Source organism: Collinsella aerofaciens, assembly GCF_020181355.1.
GTDB lineage: Bacteria > Actinomycetota > Coriobacteriia > Coriobacteriales > Coriobacteriaceae > Collinsella.
This window is the reverse complement of sequence record NZ_CP084004.1, coordinates 43,173-67,515: the sequence shown is the minus strand read 5'-3', so window position 1 is coordinate 67,515 and position 24,343 is coordinate 43,173. Positions and strand designations below refer to the sequence as shown.

At 60.8% G+C, this 24,343-nt stretch carries 19 protein-coding genes; 12 read left to right on the top strand and 7 right to left on the bottom strand.

Going from position 1 to position 24,343, the window contains the following annotated elements:
- Positions 1-336: 336 nt before the first annotated feature.
- From LCQ44_RS00245 to LCQ44_RS00235, 3 genes are all read left to right on the top strand, one after another.
- Positions 337-1,044, top strand: coding sequence for a hypothetical protein (locus LCQ44_RS00245; protein WP_138375206.1), 708 nt, complete (start codon positions 337-339; stop codon positions 1,042-1,044).
- 1,011 nt (positions 1,045-2,055) lie between these two features.
- Positions 2,056-2,481, top strand: coding sequence for a hypothetical protein (locus LCQ44_RS00240; protein ID WP_225093792.1), 426 nt, complete (start codon positions 2,056-2,058; stop codon positions 2,479-2,481).
- 181 nt (positions 2,482-2,662) lie between these two features.
- Positions 2,663-4,066: an amidohydrolase family protein gene (locus LCQ44_RS00235; protein WP_225093791.1), complete on the top strand. Its 1,404-nt coding sequence runs from the start codon at positions 2,663-2,665 to the stop codon at positions 4,064-4,066.
- Positions 4,067-4,157: 91 nt separating this feature from the next.
- Here the strand turns inward: LCQ44_RS00235 and LCQ44_RS00230 are convergent, their stop codons facing one another.
- The 7 genes from LCQ44_RS00230 to LCQ44_RS00200 form a co-directional block, all read right to left on the bottom strand.
- Entirely contained in the window at positions 4,158-4,631 is a 474-nt protein-coding gene (locus LCQ44_RS00230) for a hypothetical protein (RefSeq protein WP_225093790.1), read from the bottom strand.
- Between the two features lie 146 nt (positions 4,632-4,777).
- On the bottom strand, positions 4,778-5,050 hold the full coding sequence (locus tag LCQ44_RS00225; RefSeq protein ID WP_118335402.1) for a metal-sensing transcriptional repressor: 273 nt from the start codon (positions 5,048-5,050) through the stop codon (positions 4,778-4,780).
- 153 nt (positions 5,051-5,203) lie between these two features.
- A complete protein-coding gene (locus LCQ44_RS00220; RefSeq protein ID WP_225093789.1) occupies positions 5,204-5,425 on the bottom strand; it encodes a heavy-metal-associated domain-containing protein in 222 nt (73 codons plus the stop codon).
- A gap of 79 nt (positions 5,426-5,504) precedes the next feature.
- Entirely contained in the window at positions 5,505-7,850 is a 2,346-nt protein-coding gene (locus tag LCQ44_RS00215) for a heavy metal translocating P-type ATPase (protein WP_225093788.1), read from the bottom strand.
- A 413-nt stretch (positions 7,851-8,263) separates the two neighbouring features.
- Positions 8,264-9,175 (bottom strand): DUF6273 domain-containing protein, encoded by a 912-nt coding sequence (locus LCQ44_RS00210; protein WP_225093787.1) that lies wholly within the window; start codon positions 9,173-9,175, stop codon positions 8,264-8,266.
- Positions 9,172-10,347, bottom strand: a complete 1,176-nt coding sequence (locus tag LCQ44_RS00205) for a serine/threonine protein kinase (protein WP_225093786.1) — start codon at positions 10,345-10,347, stop codon at positions 9,172-9,174. The genes LCQ44_RS00210 and LCQ44_RS00205 overlap by 4 nt, the downstream gene beginning before the upstream one ends.
- A 171-nt stretch (positions 10,348-10,518) precedes the next feature.
- Positions 10,519-11,481 carry an FHA domain-containing protein gene (locus tag LCQ44_RS00200; RefSeq protein ID WP_225093785.1) on the bottom strand — a complete coding sequence of 321 codons (963 nt, stop codon included), beginning with the start codon at positions 11,479-11,481 and terminating at the stop codon, positions 10,519-10,521.
- A 507-nt stretch (positions 11,482-11,988) separates the two neighbouring features.
- Here LCQ44_RS00200 and LCQ44_RS09980 point away from each other — a divergent pair.
- The 9 genes from LCQ44_RS09980 (at position 11,989) to LCQ44_RS00155 (ending at position 24,343) form a co-directional block, all read left to right on the top strand.
- Positions 11,989-14,238 (top strand): DEAD/DEAH box helicase, encoded by a 2,250-nt coding sequence (locus tag LCQ44_RS09980; RefSeq protein WP_263633933.1) that lies wholly within the window; start codon positions 11,989-11,991, stop codon positions 14,236-14,238.
- A gap of 621 nt (positions 14,239-14,859) precedes the next feature.
- Entirely contained in the window at positions 14,860-15,621 is a 762-nt protein-coding gene (locus LCQ44_RS00190) for a ferredoxin family protein (protein ID WP_225093784.1), read from the top strand.
- A gap of 344 nt (positions 15,622-15,965) precedes the next feature.
- Entirely contained in the window at positions 15,966-16,478 is a 513-nt protein-coding gene (locus tag LCQ44_RS00185; protein WP_225093783.1) for a PTS sugar transporter subunit IIA, read from the top strand.
- 18 nt (positions 16,479-16,496) lie between these two features.
- The gene (locus LCQ44_RS00180) at positions 16,497-16,727 is read left to right on the top strand and encodes a CAT RNA binding domain-containing protein (protein WP_225093782.1); all 231 of its coding nucleotides are present in this window, start codon (positions 16,497-16,499) and stop codon (positions 16,725-16,727) included.
- A 20-nt stretch (positions 16,728-16,747) separates the two neighbouring features.
- Positions 16,748-17,350, top strand: coding sequence for a BglG family transcription antiterminator (locus tag LCQ44_RS00175; RefSeq protein ID WP_225093781.1), 603 nt, complete (start codon positions 16,748-16,750; stop codon positions 17,348-17,350).
- Positions 17,351-17,449: 99 nt separating this feature from the next.
- The gene (locus LCQ44_RS00170) at positions 17,450-19,066 is read left to right on the top strand and encodes a PTS transporter subunit EIIC (protein WP_225093780.1); all 1,617 of its coding nucleotides are present in this window, start codon (positions 17,450-17,452) and stop codon (positions 19,064-19,066) included.
- A gap of 3 nt (positions 19,067-19,069) precedes the next feature.
- The gene (locus tag LCQ44_RS00165; protein WP_225093779.1) at positions 19,070-20,452 is read left to right on the top strand and encodes a 6-phospho-alpha-glucosidase; all 1,383 of its coding nucleotides are present in this window, start codon (positions 19,070-19,072) and stop codon (positions 20,450-20,452) included.
- A 256-nt stretch (positions 20,453-20,708) separates the two neighbouring features.
- The gene (locus LCQ44_RS00160) at positions 20,709-22,541 is read left to right on the top strand and encodes an NAD(P)-binding protein (protein WP_225093778.1); all 1,833 of its coding nucleotides are present in this window, start codon (positions 20,709-20,711) and stop codon (positions 22,539-22,541) included.
- On the top strand, positions 22,535-24,343 hold the full coding sequence (locus LCQ44_RS00155; protein ID WP_225093777.1) for a [FeFe] hydrogenase, group A: 1,809 nt from the start codon (positions 22,535-22,537) through the stop codon (positions 24,341-24,343). The genes LCQ44_RS00160 and LCQ44_RS00155 overlap by 7 nt, the downstream gene beginning before the upstream one ends.

Sequence of the window (24,343 nt, the reverse complement as noted above, 5' to 3'; positions counted from 1 at the left end):
GTTCCCAATGACTAGTCATTTTTTGTCTAGTCGTTGGGGACACTCTTTGCGAGCGATTTGCTCGTTTGTCGACGTACGGGTGTTTATTTGTCGACTTCTTGGGCTGTGGTCACCTGTTGTTTCTGTGGTGGCTGTGGGTATCTGGCTCAAAAGGGCGGGTTGGCCGTCTATGTTTACCTGCGGTTTTGTTGCGGTGCGCATTTTCGGTCAAGCTTTTCGTCAAGTGTTTGGTCAGCATCTGGTTTGCAGCCGGAGGCCTATTTTGCCCGCGCTGGTCGTGGCCGACCACCCTCCTCGTAAGCTCAAATTGAGGTCTATCAGTTTGAGGAGGATGCCATGACTGACCACGCTTTAGACCGAGCGCAGCTAGCCGAAGCCGTCGGCAACGATATTGCCGACATAGCCCATTTTTGGATGCTGCGGAAGTTCCAGTTTTTGGAGCCGGCGCGCGAACAGTTCGAGATCATTGTCGACCCGTGGCTCAGCTATTGCACCGAGCCTTCGCAAAACGAAATCATGGCCTACAACATGGCGTTTACCGATTGGCTGCTCTTCGAGCGCTCCTATCGCCATGGCAAGACGCTGCTCGAGCTGTATGTTGACGAGCCGCCGGCATCGCTTTCGCCTGCCTCGCTCAAGCGGCTCGAGCAGGTACGCGACACGCAGTATTTCTCGCGCTTTGGCATTTTGGACAAGGATCCTGCGAACGGCATAGTTGCGCTGAAGGATACGCGCACCGACCGTCGCTTTGATGTCTACGACCCGCATATCGTGCAAAAGGAGCATTGGAGCGACGGCGCGATTGCGGTGCGCCTCGCTTGCGTCGACGATGTCTGGCTGACGGCGGGACAGCTCTATCTGTACGACATCGCGCGCCTGAGTGACACGGCAGTCGATGGGCCGGGTGCGGTGCATCCGGAGGACCTGCAGGATGGCTTTGACACCTCGTGCATCAGCTTCTTTTTGCGCCTGGTCCGCGACATCATGGGCGCCCAGGGGCGGTACGTGAAGTCGCTCAACATCTACGAGCAGGAGTGGGAGTAGGGGGTGTGGCTGGCGTCGCCTGCCTTGCCTTCTGCCGTTATGTCTCGGTCTGTAACGTCTAGGGACAAAAAACCGGTCTACCTGTTGCAGATCGAGACGAACGCCTGGGCGCCGCTGGTTTGTCTAAATCTGTAACGTTTGGGGGTCTGGAGAACGTCTAACTGTTACAGACCGAGACGTTTGGCACCTGGTTGGGGGAATGTCTCAATCTGTAACATCTACAGGCCCAAATTCGACCTGCCTGTTACAGATTGAGACAAAGGCTGGACGCGGTGCCGAACAATCTAAATCTGTAACAACTAGAGGCTCAAAGACTGTCTTCCTGTTACAGATCAAGACATTTGTCAGCGGAGGCAACGGTGACGATGGCCCATTTGTCTGACGTGGCGGTGATGAAAGTGCCTAATACCGTTCTCAAACACAAACATGCGACTCGCAACACGTTGGCGCGGAATAGAATGCTCGCGCGGCTCACGGAGACGGCCAAGCAAGGTGCGCTGCTCGCAACGCATGACAATACCGAGCTCATGTGGCTGCGACGCCATGTTGGAACCGACGATATCGCGGAGCCCGAGCCGTACCTGTTCTGTTTTCAGCATGATTGGGATGCATTGACGCCGGCGGAGCGAGCGCTGAGGACTATCAAAGGGCTTGCGGAATTTCATCCCGATTGGGCGTTTTGGGGCTATGACGCGGCGCTTTTGTGGGGTCTGGAGGTGCCGAATGATCTGCTCGGGCCGCGCTTTCTTGTTAAGACGGGTTGTTCGGTGACGTTGAGCGGCGGGTGCAGGTTGTTGCGTCCGCAGATGGCGGGCGCGCTCGAGCGTGTTGATGGCGTGCGGGTGACGTCGTTTTTGGCGCACGGTGGAGGATTGCTTACTGCGTGCGCCGTTCTCCTACGGGTTGGCGATTGCCGATTCTGCACTGCGGGCGAAAGGCGTATCACGTTGGGATTTGTGCGAGCGCCTCCGTGCCGATTGCGAGGGCAGGCGAGGGTATCGCAGGGCACAGGTGATTGCGTCGTATGCGGACGGGCTGTCCGAAAACGGCGGCAAGTCTCGGTTCCGAGCGTTCTTTATTGCGTACGGCTTTCCAGTTCCGGAGCTGCAGGTGGAGTTTCGCGACCCGCTCGATTCGAGCCAGGTGTTTCGCGTCGACTATTTTTGGCGGCTCGAGAACGGGACGTGTGTCATCGGCGAGCTCGACGGGAAGGGAAAGTATACCCTGCAGGATGGTGGGGATCGGGGGTCGGTCGACCCATTCGTGGCAGAACGTCAACGGGAGTCCCATCTGACAATGCTCGGGCACAAGGTGCTTCGGTTTACGTTTGATGAGCTCAAGAATCCGGGGAAGCTGGTTGAGAAGATGAGGTTGGCGGGTATTCCGCGACGGCCCGATTTGGCTGAGGAGTGGAGACGTCAGTGGTATGGGCGCTGAGAGGTTTTGTCTCGATCTGTAACATCAGGGGGCCCAATAACCCTGTACCTGTTACAGATCGAGACATTTCCCTGTTGTCGGTGGGGTGGGACTGCAACGTATTCCGTCCCCCACATCCCCTCTTCCCTCCGTTAACCGATATGTCTGTGGCAATCGGGCTACACTGGATAATAATGGACAGATGTTCAAGTTTTCTGAGGGGGAGGAGCTCGATATGGCGTCTGCCGATCGTTCCACGTTGTTTATCAATGCGACCGTCCTGGATGGTTCGGAGCATATGGAGCCGCAACCCGATATGGCCGTGACTGTTGAGCGCGGTGTCATCACGTGGATGGGGCCGAGTGCTGTGGCGCAGGCACCTGCAGGTGCCGAGGTCATCGACCTGGCAGGTGCGTATCTCATGCCCGGTCTCATCAATATGCATGTGCATCTGTGCGGTTCGGGCAAGCCGGTTTCGGCGGGCGATGCCGGCGCGCTGATGAAGAAGCTCGATAATCCCGTGGGGCGCGCCATCGTGCGCCATATTCTTAAGGGCAGCGCCCAACAACAACTGGCAAGCGGCGTGACCACGGTGCGCGGCGCGGGCGACCCACTGTTTGCCGACATCGCCGTTCGTAATGCCATCGACGCCGGCAAGTATCAAGGTCCTCGCCTGGTGGCGCCGGGAACGGGCGTCACGGTGCCGGGCGGCCATGGTGCGGGCTTGTTCGCCCAGGTGGCAAACAGTCCCGCCGAGGCAGCCGAACAGGTGCGCGACCTGTATGCGCGCGGTGCCGACGTCATTAAGCTGTTCGTAACGGGCGGTGTGTTCGATGCGACCGAGGTGGGCGAGCCGGGCGTGCTGCGTATGCCGGTGGAGGTTGCCGCGGCGGCGTGCAAGGCGGCGCACGATATGGGCCTTCCGGTCATGGCCCATGTCGAGAGTACCGAGGGTGTGAAGGTTGCGCTTGAGGCCGGCGTTGACACGATTGAGCACGGCGCTCCGTTGACGTCCGAGATTCTGGAGCTGTACCGTGGCGCCGCGGGCACGCAGCTCGAGGGGCGTGCGCCCTGCGTTACCTGCACTATCAGCCCGGCGCTGCCGTTTGTATTGCTCGACCCGGAAAAGACCCATTCGACCGATACACAAAAGAAGAACGGCGACATCGTGTGCTCGGGCATCATCGAGAGCGCCCGTGCCGCACTGGAAGCTGGCGTTAAGGTGGGCCTTGGCACGGACTCGAGCTGCCCGTTCGTGACGCAGTACGACATGTGGCGTGAGGTGGCCTATTTTGCCAAGTACGTGGGTGTGAGTAACGCCTTCGCGCTGCATACGGCCACGCAGGTCAATGCCGAGCTGCTGGGGCTGGGCGGCGAGACCGGCACAATCGAGTGCGGCAAGGCCGCCGATATCCTGGTGACGCGCAAGAACCCGCTCGATGACCTGTGCGCGCTGCGTGAGCCGGCGTACGTGATGTGCCGTGGTGATCTGGTGCGCAAACTCAAGGTGAAGCGTATTCCCGAGGTGGACGCCGAGCTCGACACGATTATGGCCATGCCGTCCGAGGCACTGGCCGAGGAGCTCGCCCGCGACGGCGTGGCATAGGTGTGACAAAGGGGCAATCCCTTTGTCATAATCAAAAATGCCGAGGTCTCAGTGCGAGGCCTCGGCTTTTATTTGTCCCATGGTATGGCGGCTAGGAGCGCGTCTCCATCTTGGCGTGGCACTTGGGGCAGGTGACGCGGATCTTGCCCTTGCCCTTGGGGACGGAGAGCATCTGGCCGCAGTTGGGGCACTTGAGATAGGCCGTGGTCTTGCGGCCCTTCCACATCTTCTTGGCCGTACGCTTGGCACGCTCAAAGTCTTCCTTGCTCGTTCCAGCTGCGCGCGAGGTGCTGGCCGCTGCTGTTCCACCGCCCAAGCTGGCGACGAACTTGCCTAGGCCGGGGACGTTTGCGGTCGCCGTGACAAAAGCATCGTTCTCCTTGCGGCGGGCGTCGATGTTTTTGGACAGGCCGCGCAGCACGCCGAGTACGATTACGGCGATGGCGATCCAGCTGAGCCACTGGATGCGGGCCATCGATCCGATCATCGCGATGATAATGCCTGCGAAGCCCAACACGACGGTGAGTTCATCGGCGCCGTTGCGACCCTTCATAAAGTCATTCATGCACACTGCCTTTCATTCGATATGCTGCACGCCTTTATACCCCTTTTGGTGCATTGGGGACAGGTTAATCTGCACCAAGGTGGTGCAAACGTACCTGTCCCCGGAACACCAAGACGGTGCAAAGAAGCCTGTCCCCAATGCACCAATTACTTGGCGAGCTTATCGACGACGCGCTCTATCTCGGCGAGCTTGGCGGCTTTGAGCTCCTCGTCGCCCGATTCGATGGCCGAGGCGACGCAGCCCTCGATGTGTGCCTTCAGCACATCGGCGTTGATGCGGGCGATGAGCGCCTGCGTGGCCATAAGCTGCGTGGAAATATCGACGCAGTAACGGTCCTCCTCGACCATCCGCAAGATGCCGTCGATCTGGCCGCGTGCCGTCTTGAGCATGCGGGTCACCGATTTGTGGTCTGCCATCATGGCGAGTCCTCGTTTCTGGTCAATCCTTCAAATGCCCCCGTCAGTTGCGGTGAAATAGTTCCTGATTGAAGGCTTAAAGCGTTTAAACCGGAACTATTTCACCGCAACTTCTGAGGGGCTGGTTGGGCAGCGGTGTCTGTTGGTGCGCAGCTGCTACGCGGCGGTCACGGACAGGGCGTGGAACTTCTCGCCGGCGCCCTCGACGGCAGCGGCGAGCTGCTCGGCGGTCACGGTGTCGGCGCACTCCACCTGGACGGTCTGGGTCTCGTGATCGGCATCGGCATCGGTCACGCCGGCTACGTTGAGCAGCGCGGTCTCGACAGTAGCGTCGCAGTGGCCGCACATAAGGCCAGACGTTTTAACGATGTAGTTCATGATTATCTCCTTTTCGTTGAGTACCTAAAGTTGCGGTGGAATACGGACTAAATAGCGGTTTAGCTAAGCATGTTACGCCTTATTTCACCGCAACTGATGGCTTAAAGGTTCGCAGGCGCAGCGCATTGCTCACAACGCAGACGCTCGACAGGCTCATGGCCGCGGCGCCAAACATTGGCGAGAGCTGCCACCCGGTGAGCGGGAAGAACACGCCCGCCGCCAGCGGAATGCCGATGCCGTTGTAGAACAGCGCCCAGAACAGGTCCTGCTTGATGTTGCGGATCGTGGCGCGCGAAAGCTCGATGGCGCGGGCGACATCCATGAGGTCACTGCGCATGAGCACCACATCAGCCCCTTCTTTGGCGATGTCTGCGCCGGTGCCGATGGCAAGGCCCACGTCGGCGCGCGCCAGGGCGGGGGAGTCGTTGATGCCGTCGCCCACCATGGCGACCTTGCCGCCCGCGTCCTGCAGTTCGCGCACATGGCGTTCCTTGTCGGCGGGGAGGACGTCGGCGATGACTTGCTCGCTGCTCAGTCCCACGCGGCGGGCGATTGCTTCGGCAGTGACGCGGTTGTCGCCGGTGAGCATGCGCACGTCGACGCCAAGCGAGCGCAATGCGGCGATGGCCTCGGCGCTCGTCTCCTTGACCTCGTCAGCTACGGCAATGGTGCCGGCAAGCTCACCGTTCTTGGCAAAGAACAGCGGCGTCTTGCCCTCGGCGGCAAATTGCTCGGCAAGACCCGCGGGCACGGTAACGCCCAGCTCGTCCATCAGGCGTATGTTGCCGGCGGCGATGGCGTTTTGCCCCTCGCGTGCTGTGACGCCGCGACCGGGCACGGCGGTAAAGTCCTCGACCATGCGCGCGACGATTCCGCGTGTCTCGCATTCGACCATAATCGCCTCGGCCAGCGGGTGCTCGCTTGAGCGTTCCAGCGCGGCGGCCAACTTGAGCAGCGCCTTTTCGCTCATGGCGGGCGAGCCGTCAGCGCGCGTGGCTACCACGATATCGGTCACGGCAGGCTTGCCGCGGGTGACCGTGCCCGTCTTATCGAGCACCACGGTGCCCACGCTGCGCAGGTTCTCCAGCGCCTCGGCGCTCTTAAAGAGAATGCCCATCTCGGCGCCCTTGCCGGTGCCGACCATAATGGCGACTGGCGTGGCCAGGCCCAGCGCGCACGGGCAGCTGATCACCAGCACGGCGACGGCGGAGGTAAGCGCTTCGTTGACGCTTCCGGTCAGCACCATCCACGCCACAAAGGTCACGGCCGAGATCGCGAATACTACGGGCACGAACACGCCGGCGACCTTGTCGGCCATGCGGGCGATGGGCGCCTTGGTGGCGTTGGCGTCCTCGACGAGCTGGATAATCTTGGCGAGCGACGTGTCGGCGCCCACACGCGTGGCGCGGAAGGTAAACGAGCCCGTGCGGTTGACCGTGGCCGCATTGACAGTGTCGCCGGCGGTCTTCTCCACGGGGATGGACTCGCCGGTGAGCGCGCTCTCGTCCACGGCCGAGCTGCCCTCGAGCACCACGCCATCGACGGGGATGGACTCGCCGGGGCGCACGCGCAGGACCTGGCCGGGAAGGATGGCGTCGACATCGACGGTGGTTTCGGTGCCGTCCTCTGCCACGACGGTCGCGGTCTTGGGCGCCAAGTCGATGAGCGCCTCGATGGCGCCGCCGGTCTTGGATTTGCTGCGTGTCTCGAGATATTTGCCCACGGTGACGAGCGACAGGATTGTGCCGGCGCTCTCAAAATACAGGTTGTCCATGCTTGTCATCATGGCCTCGTGGACCTGACCCGCGGCTAGCTGGTCGGCCATGATGAACATGGCGTAGAGCGACCAGGCGATGGAAGCAGTGGCGCCCACGGCAATAAGGGCGTCCATGGTAGGCGCGCCGTGCGTAAGCGATTTAAACCCGTTGATAAAGTATGCGTCGTTGACGTAGACGATGGGAATGAGCAGGACGAGCTCGGTGAGCGCGAGCGTCATGTTGTGGGTGTGGTCGGTGAAGACGCCGGGCAGTGGCCAACCGAGCATGTGCCCCATGCCTATGTAGAACAGTGGGATGAGGAAGATGATCGAGATGATGAGGCGGGTGCGCATGGCAGAGGCGGCGGCCTCCAACTTTTTGGTCGGCGACTCCATATGGGCGGCGCCGGACCTGGCTTGCGCGTTGCCGTTTGAGTTGGCGGCATCGGTGCCCGTGCTAACGGGCGAGGCCGAATAACCCGCGCGATCGACGGCGGTACAGATGTCGTCGGGGGAGACCTGCGCGGGGTCGTAGTCGACCAGCATGGAGCCGGCGAGCAGGTTGACCGCGACGCTTTGGACGCCGTCGAGCTTGCTCACGGCACGGTCCACGTGCGCCTGGCAGGCGGCGCACGTCATGCCGCCCACATCGAACTTATCTTGAGCCATGGCTTCTCCTTTCTGTGGCGTAGTGTCGGAAATGTTAACCATCCGATACTATACACCCATACCCCCTGGGGGTGTCCAGTGGAGATTGAAATGTATGACATTCTGGTATTGGTCGAGGTGATAGCCAGGTCGGCGGACCGTAGCCGGTCTAATGTCTCAATCTGTAACAACTAGACCCGTTTTTGTCGAGTAACTGTTACAGATCGAGACATTACATCGAGCCACAACTTAACGTCTCAACCTGTAACGCCTAAGGACCGTTTTTCCTGCTAGATGTTACAGATCGAGACAAACCGTCCGCGGTCAACTCAAATGTCTTGATTTGTAACATCTAGAGAGGTTTTTGACCCCTTACTGTTACAGATCGAGACAATTGCCGGGGAGGGGTCCCGTCACGGCAAGACGCCCGCCGCCTAGATACAGAACCCGGGGATCACACAGGTTAGCTTGCTTGGCTTTTCCGCAGGCGTTGCGTACGTAAAGACGTCGCCGTCGTGCCCCACGCGGTTCATATAGAGCGTGCCTTCGCTCTCCGATGTGTCGGGGCTCACCGTGCGCTCCCACCAACAGGTGTCCTTGCCCTTCCACTGGCGGACCATCGTCTCGTTCGTGGAATACGGGCTCACCTTGAGCTCGCGGAAGAGCTGATACTCCCTGCCCTCGCCGTTGTAGATGTCTGCCAGGTAGTGATAGCCCTCGGTAAACGAATCGGGCGGTTGCGTACCGCACAGCTCGACCATGGCGGGCAGCCAAAGGGTTGCGGGCAACTCGCTCAGGCACGATGCGCTGTTGGCGGCGCCCACATTGTTCGAGACCTTCTTGACCCCTTTAATGAGTGTGCGCAACTCGTTGGGCAGCAGCTTAAGGCCGTCGCCGTTGAGCCATTCCCGCAGCTCGCAATCTGCCCAGCCGGCGCTCGGCGGTTCAGCCGCAGCGTTGCGCTCGGCAATACCCGCGTCGAACATAAACGTCAGCCCGGCCTTGCCCGTACCGTCCAGAAGCTCATCGTGACGGATGCCCACAAGCTGCGCGCCGACCTCCAGCCCGTTGGTGAGCGTGACACGCTTGGTGCACGGATAGGGGATATGCCCATCAGCGTCGAGCAGGTGGTAACGCTTGGCAATCTCGCGTGCCTCGCTACGGGTCTCGGCGGCCTTAATCTTGAGCGAAATCTCCTGCAGCTGATCCCAGGTGTAGTCGTCAAGTGAACCGCGGATGCCGTCAAGGTAGTCGGGGATGCCAAAGCCATGGGTTGCCGCCCCGATAACGCTGAGCCCCGCAACGGCTGCGATAGCGCCGCCGATAATAAAGCGGCGGCGGGTCATGGCATCGTGGCGGCCTGATTCAGGATCTCTCGTGCGCGCTCGCCGGCGACGTCGACCTTAAGGTGCGTGCCAGAATCGATATCAATCGCGGCCTCGTCTCCTGTGCCTTCGCGGCCCTCGGATTCGGCATCAGTGAGGTATGCCGAGAGCACCTCGAGCATCTGCTGCTCGGTGGGACGATCGCACTGCTCGACTGAGAGACCCTTCATGATGATTTGGACGAGCGCTTCATCGCCCTCGCAGCGCAGCTCGAGCGGCGCCGGCTTGGTCTTGGTCTTTACGAGATAGAACGAGCCGGTTGCAGTGGCGTCCGTCGACTCAAAGTCAAACGGTTTGCGACCGCTGTAGAGCTGGTACAGAATGCTCGAAAGCGCGTAGACATCGATTGCCGGCGAACGGCGAAGAGCCGCGATGCCTTCGATATCCTGCGTGAGCATCTCGGGCGCGGCGTATGCGGGTGTGGCAAAGCGCCAGATGTCGGCGCGCCGGGTGATCGTGTCGTCGCCGAGAGCCATGGTCGCGGAGCCCATGTCGATGAGGCAGGGGTCAAAGGAACAATCGGCAATCTGCTGCTCGAGTGTTCGGCTGGTGGTGCGGAACATGATATTGGCAGGCGACAGGTCGCGATGGACGACCGGATTCACGAGGCCTTGGGTCATCAAGAGCGCACGAAGCACGGCGTTTCCGACGGCGGCGACCATCTGGGTGGTCAGCCCGCCCGAGGCGTCGTGCGGAAGCAGAGGTAGCGCCTGCTTGAGTGAGGTGCCCTCGACCCACTCCATGAGGATGAGCGGGTCATCCTCGCACGATCCGTAGCCATAGACGCGTGGAAATCCGCGCAGGTGCGAGACGGTACACAGATGACGGTACTCCTCGAACAGCGCGGCGGTGTTGGCCAGGTGCGCTGCCGATTGCTCGGCGGAGCGGTCGGGGGCTTGGCCGGAAAGGATGGCGTTGTCCTTGAGTAGCTTGACGGCAAAGACCTCGCCGCTCGTGTTGGTCGCGCGCAGCACGTGCCCGATGTTGCCGTTGTTGCGGTGGGCCGTCTGGAGAATAAGCGTCATAAACCGACGCTTGGCCTCGTCCTCGGCGTTGGGGTCGACCGCCACGGCGGTGTCGAACGTGTCAAGACGGATGAGTTTGTCGCCATAGGCGCTATCGGTAGTATCCATGGCGTTCCTTTGTCTGGCATGGGTTGCCGCACGTATACGTGAGCAGTGCGGATATCGGTAAAGAACCATGATAGCCGCACTGCCCACGTATGCCGCTGAGTATTGTCGTTTACGACGCAGAAGGTAGAAGACGAAAGACGGACGGCGACCGTCTTCCGATCGCCGTCCGTGCTAGTCCACAATGACAAGGAATGTCGTGTAGAGACCCAGATGGAGCCTGTCGCTGTTTTCGATTTCCACTGGGGGATAGACTTTGCCGGGCTCTCGTTGGTCGCGGGGCGGCTCGATTACGGTATCGCCGTCACCCGCGCCCGATTCGAGCACTGTGCCGTTGGTCGATCCAAGGCCCTGGGCGTACCAGTGCTCACCCTCGAGCCAAATACGAAGATGCTCGCGCGAGGCGTCGGCGCCTACATCGGTGATGCTGGGCGAGGTTTTGGGCAAAGAACCAATCACAGTGCCGCGCGGATCGCGTGTGAGGGGATGGATTTGCATGTCGGCGCAGTTGTCGGCATGGGTTCTGAGCAGACCGAGGTTAGGGGCGACGGTGCGTGGCTGCCCCAGGCTGCTCATAAAGCCACGTCCTACGGTAGTTTCGGTGGTGCCAAAGTGCCCGCCTGTCTTGCTGTCGCAAAAGCGCTCGACGGTGGCCACGCCCTGAACGGGATCGGCGAGCGCCCCCGTTGCCACAAAGAGCATAAGGTAAAGCGTGCTTTTCTCACGCACGGCATTGCCGTCAAAGTTGTCGATGCGATTGAGGGCATTTGCATATAGGCGGCTGTCCAGCTTGTAGCTGGCGAGAGCCGACATCATTTCGTTGGCGGCCGGACCGCGATAGTGCTCGGCGATTGCCCGATAGGCGGACTCGCCGCCGCCGAGCTTGCTGCAGATTGCCGCGGAAAGGTTGAGCGTGGTGACGGTAAAGTCGCTGTAGATGGCGGGCGCGCACTGGTCAGGCTTGCGATGGACGATGTAACGGGTGAGATACGAGCGGTTGGAAGAGCATTTCTCGAGCAGGGTACTGCCGAGATAAGAGTTTCCATTGATGAGCATTCGGGCGATCTCGAGATGTTTAAGACCGCCGAACGAGCGAATATCGTTATAGAGGACCGAGCAAGGCGTCTCTGCTGCCACGGATACCTCCTTTGATTGCTTCCTAGCCAATATGGCGATAGGAATTAATGGCTCCCGGTGGGCGACGTATTAAATGGCTGCGCAATATACAGCGTAACCAAAGCAACATTATAGGCCACATGTTCGAAATTGCAGGAAGACTGAGAGATTTGGTTTGGACTGGACGGAAATCCCCCTCTGTCTTGTTCTGTAACATTTGGACCCGGTTTTGCCCTGCATCTGTTACAGATTGAGACAATCGGCCAGGCCCGCCCCGTCCGCCTCGTCATCTGTGGTTTACGTGGGGGCATACGGAGTGCGGGTATACTAACCGGCGGCGAATCTGCTCCATCGCTTAGAGCTGCTGCGTCTGGACGGCGCGTGATAGGGCTGCCAAAGCGATCGCCAGCGTGCTGAGCAACGTCCTCTCTGTGCGCACCTGTTTTTGTATGTATTAGCGCACTACCAAGCACGCCCGCGCGGCCGCATGCCGTGCCCATTGCGCGTGCAGATAAGGAACAACAACATATGCGTAATTCTGTATCTGACGTCACCGACGCCGAGATTCTGGACGAGACCCGCGAGGCCATGACCCAGGCTGCCTTCGATGCCGCCGATGAGGCCAATGCCGCCCAGGCCGTCGAGTCCGCTACCGAGAGCCTGCCCGCCTTTGACGAGCTGGGCCTCTCCGACGAGATGCTTCGTGCTATCGAGAACCTGGGCTACACGGCGCCCACGCCCGTGCAGGCCGGCTCGATCCCCGTAGTGCTCGAGGGCCGTGACCTGCTTGCCGCCGCTCAGACCGGCACCGGCAAGACGGCTGCCTTTTTGCTACCGACCATGAACAATCTGGAGCACATCGCTCCTCCCAAACCCGTGCGCGAGCGCGGCGGCCGCAACCGCCGTCGCGGTGTTAAAAAGCCCGAGGGCAACGGCCGCGGCCCCGTGATGCTCGTCATCACCCCCACGCGCGAGCTCGCCCAGCAGATCGACGAGGTCGCAAGCAAAATCGCCGACGTCACCGGCCATGTTGCCGTGACCGTCGTGGGCGGCGTGAGCTACAAGCCGCAGACCGCGGCACTTAAGTACGGCTGCGACATCCTGGTCGCAACGCCGGGCCGTCTGGTCGATCTGATCGAGCAGGGCGCCTGCCACCTGGACGAGGTCAAAGTGCTGGTACTCGACGAGGCCGACCGCATGCTCGATATGGGCTTTTTGCCCGCCGTCCGGCGCATTGTGCGCGAGACGCCGGCCGAGCGTCAGACGCTGCTGTTCTCGGCGACCCTCGACGAGGAGGCCGTGGGCGAGATCACCGACCTGGTGAGCGACCCGGCTCGCGTGGAGATCACACCTGCCACGTCGACCGCCGACACCGTCGACCAGTTTGTGTTCCCGGTGTCCATCGAGGCCAAAAACAACCTGCTGCCCGAGTTCCTCAAGAAGGAGGGCCCGGAGCGCACCATCGTCTTTATGCGCACCAAGCACCGCGCCGACAGCTGCTGCCGTCGTCTGGAGCGCAAGGGCATCAAGGCCGCCGCGATTCACGGCAACCGCAGCCAGGCCCAGCGCGAGCGTGCCCTTTCGGCCTTCCGCGACGGTACCGTCGACGTGTTGGTGGCAACCGACGTGCTCGCCCGCGGCATCGACATCAGCGACGTGCGCTACGTCGTGAACTTTGACGTGCCGGCCGAGCCGACCGACTACATCCACCGTATTGGCCGTACGGGCCGCGCCGGCGAGCTGGGCTGGGCCATTACGTTTGTGACCGAGCAGGACGTCGATGAGTTCTACGAGATCGAGAAGCTCATGGACAAGACCGCCGACATCTACGAGGCCGGCGACCTGCATGTGGGCCCCAATCCGCCCGCGGTTGACCCCGAGCGCGATCCTGCGGCCTTTAAGGTGAAGAAGAAGACCAAGCGCGGCAAGTCCAAGAGCAAGAAGAAGCTTGAGCAGGCGCGTCGCGACGGCAAACGCAACGGCGACGATTACGGTGATGTGGCCGGTCGTTCCAACCGCGGTCGAGACGAGCGTCGCGGCGACGGTGAGCGTCCGAGCCGTCCCAAGCGCGGCGGCAAGACCCGCGTGCGCGAGGGCGTTCAGGCTCGCGTGGACGAGGCTGTGGAGAGCGTGGCCCGCGAGGTGGCTGCCGAGGAGCGCGGCGGTGCTGGTGTCGTTGAGCAGGCCCCGCGCGGCAACCGTGCCGAGCGCCGTGCCAAGCAGTTCCAGGGCGAGGCACACCGCCGTCGTCGTGAGGACGAGGACCGTGGCGGCCGTCGTCGTGTCGAGCGCGAGGACGAGGGCCGCGGTTCGCGCGGTGGCAAGCGCGGTGCGGGCGACCGCCGTCGTTCCGGTCGTGATGACGAGCGCGGTGGCCGTGATGAGCGTCGCGGCGGCGAGGGTCGCGGTGAGCGAGGTGCCCGTGGCGGTGAGTCCCGTGGCGGCAAGCGCTTTGAAGAGCGCGGTAGCCGCGGCGGCGAGCGTCGCGAGGGTGCTCGCGGCAATGGCGGCCGCGGCGGCGCTGGTCGTTCTAACGAGTCGCGCGATCGTCGTGACCCGCGTGCCAGCCGTGATCGTCGCGATGACTGGCGCAACTACGACGATACCCGCGAAGAGCGTCGCGGCGGCTATCGTGGTGGTCGTGGCGGCAACCAGGCCGGCTCCCGTGGCGGCCGTGCCGGCGGTCGCGATAACCGTGGCAGCTACGGCAACAGCCGTGGCGGCAAGCGCGGTGGCAGCTCCCGTCGCCCCGGCGACGGCGGCGGCAAGCGCAAGTAAGATGCGCATCGCGCGCTAGCGTGAGACAAGCTAAGGGCCCGAGCAAATAACGCTCGGGCCCTTTTGTTTGCCGTGTCCATCGCTAATTCAAACGTGATGTTCTCGGGAATGCATCTGGGGGATGCTGAGGACCTATTTTCCGCCATGCAGCAATGGGTCCTATGGGGTGCGCCGTGCATTTTTTGGAGTATTCTGCAGTTCGAGTTGTCTGCATATGATTCGACGTCGCCAACGGTGGCCTTCGGATATCCCTAGCGAGCGTTCCGAGTCAGATTTCGCCGTTTTCCGGAGCAGGGGCGCGTCATTCTCGCCATGTCGGGACTTAAAATGATACGGCGCCCTACAGTTTTGCCCACCCGCGGCGGTGCTGGCGCGGTCACGTTGCAGAATACTCCGTTTTTTGCACGGGCCAGGATGGGGTACCTCAGGAGAACGCGGCGGTATCCAGTAAATATATGCAATCTGTACCGGGAATTATGCAAACCGAAAAGGCGGGCAGTATGGGTTGGTGTATCGGGCTGCCTAGCGCACCAAAACGGGGAGCTCCCCCCATGCGCCGTATACTCTGTCTGAATGTGAAAGCGGCTTGACGCGTTGCCAGGCGTAGGGGAGGGTGTCTCGATGAGCGTATTCGAAATTGTGTTTAGTCCGACGGGTGGAACGCGGAAGGTGTCTGGCCTTGTGGCCGGGGCACTGGGCAAGAATACCGTTACCGTCGATCTGACCGATAGCGGGCTAGATTTCAGCGCTGTCTCGATGACTGAGGACGACGTGGCCGTAATCTCTGTGCCGGCGTATGCCGGTAGAATCCCGGCTGTGGTGGCTGACCGGTTGGGCATGGTGCGCGGCAACGGGGCTCGGGCTGTTTTGGTTTGTGTATACGGAAACCGCGCGTTTGAGGACACGCTCGTAGAGCTGGAGGACGTTGCGAAGCATGCGGGATTCCGGGTGATCGCGGCAGTTGCGGCCATTGCAGAACATTCCATTGCGCGACAGTTTGCTGCCGGTCGTCCGGATGCGCAGGATGAGGCGCAGCTCGCAGAGTTTGCGCAGCAAATTCAGCAAAAGCTGTTGGCTGAGGATGCGTCCGAGCCCTCTATTCCCGGCAACCGTCCTTATAAACAAGCCGGAGGCCACCGCATGGCACCCGAGGCAACAGAGGATTGCGTCTCCTGCGGTGCATGCGCCGCGGCGTGCCCCGTTTGTGCTATCGACAAGGGTGACCCCAAACGAGCAGCTGGCGAGGCGTGCATCTCCTGCATGCGCTGCATTGCCGTATGTCCGCGAGGCGCTCGCAAGCTTGATCCCAACAAGCTATCCGCTGTTTCCCAGATGCTGAGCAAGGTTTGCGTCGTGCGGAAGGAATGCGAGCTCTTTATCTAGCGCATACGAAATTGGTGCAATGGGGCCAGGTTAATCTGCGCCAACCTGGTGCAAACAAACCTGTCCCCAATGCACCAGAGTGAGGAGTGTCCCCGAGTGCCGGCAGAAAAGGAACGTCCCTAAGTGCCGCTTAAATACCGTTTATCGAAGAAAAAAACCCGCTCACCGGTCATAATGACTATTCTGGCTTTGTTGTTGCCTACAATAACCCCCGTAAAAAGAAATGCGGAAGGTTACCGAGTCCCCTCGGACGTGGGCCTAACCAAAGTCTTTGATCGCGAGCGTCTCAACGGGCGCATTCGATTGATTTTGGTTGGGCTATATTTATGAAGGGACATGCCATCATGGGTTTCTTTTCTCGCCTTATGGGCGGCTCGGATAAGCAGACGACTGCAGCTTCCGAGTTCGAAATCCTCGCCCCTGTTTCCGGCGAGCTTGTTAATCTAGAAAAAACCAATGACCCCGCTTTTAGCAGTCGTGCAGTGGGCGATGGCGTTGCCGTGGTTCCCCAAGAGGGAACGGTGTGCGCTCCTGTTTCCGGTACTGTCGCGGCACTGTTTCCGACTGAGCACGCGCTGGGCATCATGTCCGACGACAGCTCTGCTCAGGTGATGCTGCACATCGGAATCGACACTGTTAAGCTTGAGGGCAAGGGCTTCCATGCGCTTGTTGTCCAGGGTGACCATGTCGACGCGGGCCAGCCCCTCGTCGAGGTCGATTTCGACGTGGTTCGCGCTGCCGGCTTTGATCCCACGGTCTTCGTTATCGTGTGCGAGCGTTCGGAGAACTCGACTCTTCGTGAGCATGCTTCCGGCCCTGTTGCTGTTAAAGAGCCTGTCGTCTGGCTTTCCGAGTAAATTCTTGTGGTGGGTACCGTGGTTATCAAGCGAGTTTTTAACAACAACGTCGCAATGGTCACTTCGGACGATGGCTCCGAGCTCATCGTCATCGGTCGAGGCCTCTGCTTTGGCCGTCATGCCGGCGATGCCATCGACGAGGCGTCAGTCGAAAAGACCTACGCGTTGCAGGAGGGAACTTCTCAGGACTCGCGTACGATTGACCGCTTGGCACATCTTTTGGAGTCCATCCCCCCGTCAACCTCGTGATTTCCGAGGAAATTGTTCAGATGCTTCGCCGAGAGCTCAATGCCGACATCAACGATAAGATCCTCATTGCTCTCGCAGACCATATCAGCCTTGCTTTGGAGCGTGAGCGCAAAGGCGTTCCCTGCGAGAACCCGTTGCTGCTCGAGATCCAGCAGTTCTATCGCAAGGAGTATGCGCTTGCGGGCCGTGCGCTGCAGATTATCAAGGAGTATATGGGCATCCAGATGAGCGAAGAAGAGCAGGGTTTCATTACCTTGCATATCGTCAACGCCACCATGCCGCAGCGCTCTGACCGTCTGATTGTTTCGGTCCAGCTTGTTCGCGACGTGCTCGCGATTGTTTCCGAGCGCTATGCCACGACCCTCGATGACACCTCGCTGCCTTACGAACGTTTCGTTCGTCACCTGCAGTTTTTCGCACAGCGAGCGCTCGATCCTACGGCCGGGCAAATCAACGGAGACGCGCTGCTCCGAATCGATGAAACGGCGTATCCGTGTGCATTCTCGTGTGCGGATGCCATAGCCGCCCACTTGTCGTCTACCTATAACGTTGTCGTTACCGATGCCGAGAAGAGCTATCTCGCATATCACATTGTTAACCTGCTTGGAGAACCTGGTCTCTAGGCATAACGTGCCCACACATCGATTGATATAAGGCAAGGCTCACGGTCTTGTCTAGGGCACATCTGTCTTAATTTGCGGAAAAGGAAGGGGAGTACCGCTATGACCGCAAAAAAGAAGTTCAATTTCAAAGCGCCGTTGGAGGTGTTTGCGAAGTCGATCGTCCAGCCGATGATGTATCTCTCGGTTGCCGGCATCCTGCTCATCGTGGGCATCATTCTGACCAACAAGACCATCTGCGCTTTGGTCCCCGTACTGGGCTCCGGTCCGTTCCAGCTTGTGGGCGCCGTTGTCTATCAGTCGCTGATGTTTATCATCAACAACCTCTCGATTCTGTTCTGCGTGGGCATCGCCGGCGCCATGGCAAAGAAGAACAAGGGCCATGCTTCGCTGATTGCCCTGATGTCGTTCTTCCTGTTCCTGCAGGCTAACAACATCGTGCTCAACGCCACCGGCTCTCTTGCCGATGCGAGCGGCATGCTCGGTCTTACCGGAACCGGCCAGGCCACCGTTATGGGCATTCAGGTGCTCGATACCGGCGTGTTCGGCGGCATTATTCTCGGTTGCATCACCGGTGCCGTGTTCAACAAGTACTCGAACAAGCAGTTCTCCATTGCCCTTTCGATGTTCTCGGGCGTTCGCTTCCCGTTCCTGATCATGATCATCATTTCCTGGATCATGGGCGCTGGGTTCTGCATCGTTTGGCCTCCGGTTCAGGGTGCCATCTCCTCCGTTGCCGGCATCATTAAGGAGTCGGGCAACATCGGTCTGTTTATCTACGGCATGCTCAACAAGCTGCTCGTTCCCACCGGTCTGCACCACCTCATCTACACCCCGTTCCAGTTCTCCGATGTGGGTGGCACCCTGACGCTGGGTGATCAGGTTATCGCCGGCGCCTATCCCATCCGTGTTGCCGAGATGGCAATGACGGGCCAGCCCTTCTCCGATAGCACCTACTTCAACAGCTACACCTTCAACAATCTGTGGCCCTACATCGGCATCGGCCTCGCCTTTATCGTCACCGCCTACAAGGGGAACAAGGATAAGACCAAGGCCGTTATCATCCCGCTGATCATCACCGCCGTGCTCTCCTGCGTGACCGAGCCCATGGACTTCCTCTTTGTCTTTGCCGCTCCCGTGCTCTTTGTCGTTCACTCGGTTCTTTCCGGCATCTTCCTGGTTCTGCTCAAGGTCCTCTCCGTGCCCGCTTCGACTGCAGGCGGCATCATCAACATCGTGGTTTCCAACCTGGTCCTCGGTGTCGACAAGACCAACTGGCCGGTTATGCTGGTGCTTGGAGTCGTTAACGCCGCTCTGTACTTCTTCCTCTTCACCTTCCTTATTAAGAAGCTCAACCTCCACACGCCTGGTCGCGAGGAGGAGTCCGAGCTCGCCGAGTCCGTTGCCGAGGGCGAGGCCGCCGCATCTGTCGCGGTGAAGCAGGGCGCCGTTGCCGCGGCTCCCGCAGAGGGCGTCGATGCAGGTATTGCCGACCTGGTCGCAGGTCTTGGCGGCAAGGACAACATCGAGGAGCTCGAGAACTGCTTTACGCGTCTCCGCGTGAACGTTAAGAACCCGGACCTCATCAATGAGGACCTCATCAACCACGTGCCCAACAGCGGCATCAACCGCAACGGCAATAATATCCAGATCATCTTTGGCATGAAGGTCGCCGAGATGCGCGACAAGGTCGAAAACGCAATTGAGAAGGAGCAGTAAACAATGATCATTACTCTGTGTGGTGGCGGATCCACCTTTACCCCCGGCATCGTCAAGTCCATCGCCCTGCGCAAGGACGAGCTCGACGTTGACGAGATTCGTCTGTACGACATCAACGAGGAGCGCCAGCGCAAGGTCGGCGTGCTCGTGGACTGGATTTTGCACGAGGACCTCGGCCTGGACATCAAGCTCACGGTGACCACCGACAAAAAGACGGCTTTTACCGACGCGAGCTTCGTGTTTGCCCAGATGCGCGTGGGCGGCTACGCCATGCGCGAGCAGGACGAGAAGATTCCGCTGCGTCACGGCTGCGTGGGCCAGGAGACTTGCGGTTGCGGCGGCCTTGCCTACGGCATGCGCACCATCTTCCCCATGGTCGAGCTGATCGATGACGTTGAGAAGTACGCCAAGAAGGATTACTGGATTCTCAACTACTCCAACCCTGCTGCCATCGTCTCCGAGGGCTGCCGTGTGCTGCGTCCCAACGCTCGCATCATCAACATCTGCGACATGCCGATCGCGATCATCGACGTGGTTTGCGCCGCGCTCGATATCGACAAGAAGGATGTCGAGTACGATTACTTTGGCCTCAACCACTTTGGTTGGTTCACCTCGATCCGCCACAAGGGCGAGGAGGTGCTCCCGCAGCTGCGCGAGTACATCAAGGAGCACCAGATCCTGCTGCCCGACTCCTACCTCAAGGGCATGGGCTCGCTCATGGCAAAGAAGCCCGAGGAGGCCACCGACGAGCATCCCGAGCAGAACCGTCACACCAAGGGCAGCTGGTACTACGTCTGGAAGGGCGAGTACGAGATTATGGAGTGCTTCCCGGAGTACCTGCCCAACACGTATCTGAACTACTACCTGCAGCAGAAGGAATTCGTCGAGCATTCCAACCCCGAGCGCACCCGTGCTAACGAGGTTGAGGAGACGCGCGAGAAGAACCTCTTCGACGGCATCGATCACTACGAGAAGACGGGCGAGATCGACGAGAGCACGTTCTATGCGGGCAGCCACGGCGACTGGATTGCCGACCTGGCTATCGCTCTGAAGAACGACACCAAGCAGCGCTTCCTGGTCATTTGCGAGAACAAGGGCGCTATCCCCAACATGCCCTACGACGCTATGGTCGAGCTGCCTGCCTACATTGGCAAGAACGGCCCCGAGGTCATCAGCCGCGACAACATTCCTCTGTTCCAGCAGGGCCTCATGATGCAGCAGCTGAACTCCGAGAAGCTCGTGGTCGAGGCTACGATCGAGGGTTCGTATGAGAAGGCGCTCAAGGCCTTTACGCTGAACAAGACCGTACCTTCGATGAAGGTCGCCAAGGAAGTTCTCGACGACATGATCGAGGCCAACAAGGGTTACTGGCCTGAGCTTAAATAAAAGCAGCAGGGTCGCTGGCCGCATACCATGATCAATGCCCCGTCCACGTGATTGCGTGGGCGGGGCATTGTCGTTTGGTAACGCGTTTTATCAAATATGGCATTTATCTGCGGTAATGTTCTATTTCACCGCTGAGGGTGACATTTTATACCGCCTGCCGAACCGTATGGAGACCTCACAACTTTTTAGGTCAGTGTTGTGCGTGTAGCAATTTCGCCCGGCCTCGCCTCCGGGCTGCCATGTGAGAGGGGACCTTATGGCTCGACTGCACGTAATGGAACGCAGCCACGCTCAGGCCGTCATGGACGACCTGCACGATGCACTCGGACGTCGTCTGGCGGTGAGTTCGCTCGCCCCGTGCCCCGTCGAGTTTACGGCGGCGCTCGTCAACCTGTGCTCCACCCAGAGCTGCGGCAAGTGCACGCCCTGCCGCGTGGGCCTGAGCGCGCTGAGCGACCTGCTCGCCGATGTGCTCGAGGGCCGCGCCGACGAGTCCACGCTCAACTTGATTGAGCGCACCGCCCGCACCATCTATCTTTCGAGCGACTGCGCCATCGGTTACGAGGCCGGCGCCATGGCGCTTACGGCTATCCGCGGTTTCCGCGACGACTTTGAGCACCACATCCGCGAGCACTCCTGTGGCTTTGACCGCGAGGCCCGCGTCCCGTGCGTCTCGGGCTGCCCGGCGCACGTCGACATTCCCGGTTACATTTCGCTGGTCGAGGCCGGCCGCTATGCCGATGCCGTCAAGGTCATCCGCAAGAACAACCCGCTGCCGCTCGTTTGCGGCCTGGTGTGCGAGCATCCCTGTGAGATGCACTGCCGTCGCGGCATGGTCGACGATCCCATGAACATCCTTGCCCTCAAGCGTTTTGCCGTTGAGCACAGTGACCTCAACGACCACAAGCCGCATGTGGTGGACAACACCGGTAAGCACGTCGCCGTGATCGGCGGCGGCCCGGCCGGCCTTTCCTGTGCCTATTACTTGGCCGTGATGGGCCACAAGGTGACCATTTTTGAGCAGCGTCACCACTTGGGCGGCATGCTGCGCTATGGCATTCCCAGCTACCGTCTGCCGCGCGAGCGCCTGCAGGCCGAGATTGACTGGATCTTGAGTGCCGGCATCGACGTGGAGCTCGACCACTCCGTCAATGGCGAGGAACTTGCCCGCCTGCGCGACGAGTTCGATGCCGTCTACCTGGCCATTGGTGCCCACAGCGATAAGAAGCTCGGCCTTCCGGGCGAAGAGGCGCTCGGCGTGGAGTCGGCCGTCAAGATGCTGCGCGCCATCGGCGACGACGAGCTGCCCGACCTGAGCGGCCAGCGCGTGTGCGTCATCGGCGGCGGCAATGTGGCCATGGACGTGGCACGCTCTGCCGTGCGCTGCGGTGCCGAAAAGGTAAGCATCGTCTACCGCCGTCGCATCTGCGACATGACGGCCCAGGATGCCGAGATTGCCGGCGCTCAGGCCGAGGGCTGCGAGGTTCTGGAGCTCACCGCACCGCTCGCTATCGAGACGGGTGAGGAGGGTCGCGTGAGCGGCCTGCGCGTGCAGCCACAGATTATCGGCGAGCCCCGTCGTGGGCGTCCGGCCCCGCGTGCCGCCGCCACGCCCGAGCGCGTCATTCCCTGCGAGCGCGTGTTTGTGGCCATTGGCCAGGACATCGATTCCAAGCCGTTTGAGGACATGGGCATCGCCTGCAAGTGGGGCTGCGTGGTCACCGATTCGGATGGCGCCGTGCCTAACTTCGATGGCCTCTTTAGCGGCGGTGACTGCCAGACCGGTCCCGCCACCGTCATCCGGGCCATCAACGCCGGCCGCGTTGCTTCGGCAAATATCGACCGCTACCTGGGCTTTGACCACAAGATCAAGCTCGACGTGGAGCTGCCGACCGTTCAGTTTAAGGGCAAGCACGAGTGCGGCCGCTGCGAGCTGGGTGAGCGCGAGGCCGGCGAGCGTATTCACGATTGGAATCTGGTCGAGCAGGGCCTTACCGAGGAGGAGGCGCGCCAGGAGGCAAGCCGCTGCCTGCGTTGCGACCACTTTGGTTTTGGCGCGTTCCGCGGAGGGAGGAACCTGGAATGGTAGAGCTCAACAACCCCACTGTCAGCGATAACACCGAAAGCGGAGCACTCAATATGGTCAAGCTCACTATCGATAATTGCGAGGTCGTGGTGCCCGAGCACACCACGATCCTGGACGCGGCCAAGTCCGTCGGCATCCAGATTCCCACCCTGTGCTACCTGCGCGATCTGAACGAGATCGGCGGCTGCCGCGTGTGCGTGGTCGAGGTTGAGGGCTGCGACCAGCTGGTTGCCGCCTGCAACAACTACGTGCTCGATGGCATGGTGGTCCACACCAACAGCCCCAAGGCCCGCGAGGCGCGCCGCACCAACGTGCAGCTGCTGCTTTCGCAGCACGATTCACGCTGCACGAGCTGTGTGCGCAGCGGTAACTGCAACCTGCAGACCATTGCCAACGACCTGGGCATTTTCTATCTGCCGTATCAAAGGCATTTGGCGGGCGAGGGCTGGGATTTCGATTTCCCCATCATCCGCGAAAACGACAAGTGCATTAAATGCATGCGCTGCATCAAGGTGTGCGAGAGCGTACAGGGCCTAGGGATTTGGGACCTGACCAACCGCGCCACGCATACCGCCGTGGGCACCCGCGGGCGCGTGCCGATCGGCAAGACCGATTGCGTCGCGTGCGGCCAGTGCATCACGCATTGCCCGACGGGCGCGCTGCGCGAGCGCGACGACACCGAGACCGTGTTTGACGCCATCGCCGATCCCGACAAGATCGTGCTGGTGCAGATTGCGCCGGCCGTGCGTAGCGCCTGGGGCGAGGAACTCGGCATTTCGCGCGAGGAGGCAACCGTTGAGCGCCTGGCCTGCGCGCTGCGCCGCGTTGGCTTTGAGTACGTGTTCGATACTGATTTCTCGGCCGACCTCACCATCATGGAGGAGGGCTCCGAGCTGCTCGAGCGCCTGGGCGCCGCCAAGGGCGAGGGCGACAGCCGCGGCTGGCCCATGTTTACGAGCTGCTGCCCGGGCTGGGTGCGCTTTGTGAAGGCGCGCTATCCGGAGTTTGTCGACAGCCTGTCTACGTCCAAGTCGCCGCAGCAGATGTTTGGCGCCATCGCCAAGACGTACTACGCCAAGGTGCTGGGCGTGGAGCCCGAGCACCTGTTCGTGGTGTCCGTGATGCCGTGCACAGCCAAGAAGGCCGAGTGCGCGCTGCCGAACATGGTGGGCGAGGGCGGTGCGCCCGATGTGGACGTTGCACTGACGGTGCGCGAGATGGTGCGCATGATCCGCGCAAGCCACGTGAGCGTGGACACGCTGGTCGAGGAGCCGCTCGATACGCCGCTGGGCTTTGGCACGGGCGCGGGCGTGATCTTTGGCGCCACGGGCGGCGTGATGGAGGCTGCCGTGCGCTCGGCCTATTACCTGGTGACGGGCAAGAACCCGGATGCGGATTTCTTTACCGACGTGCGCGGACTCGACGGCTGGAAGGAAGCTGTGGCCGATATCGATGGCACCAAGGTGCGCGTCGCCGTGGCGCACGGGTTGGGCAACGCCGCCCGCCTGCTCGACGCGATTCGCGACGGCCGCGTGAACTATGACTTCGTTGAGGTCATGGCATGCCCGGGCGGCTGCGTCGGTGGCGGCGGTCAGCCCATCCACGACGGCTGCGAGCTGGCAGCCGAGCGCGGCCAGGTGCTGTGGGGGCTCGATGCGAACGCCGATATTCGCTTCTCGCACGAGAATCCCGATGTCCAGGCGTGCTACCGCGAGTTTTTGGGCGCGCCGCTCTCGCCGCTGGCCGAGGAGCTGCTGCATACCGACCATCACGCCTGGTCGATGCCCAATGAGGGGGCGTGCTAG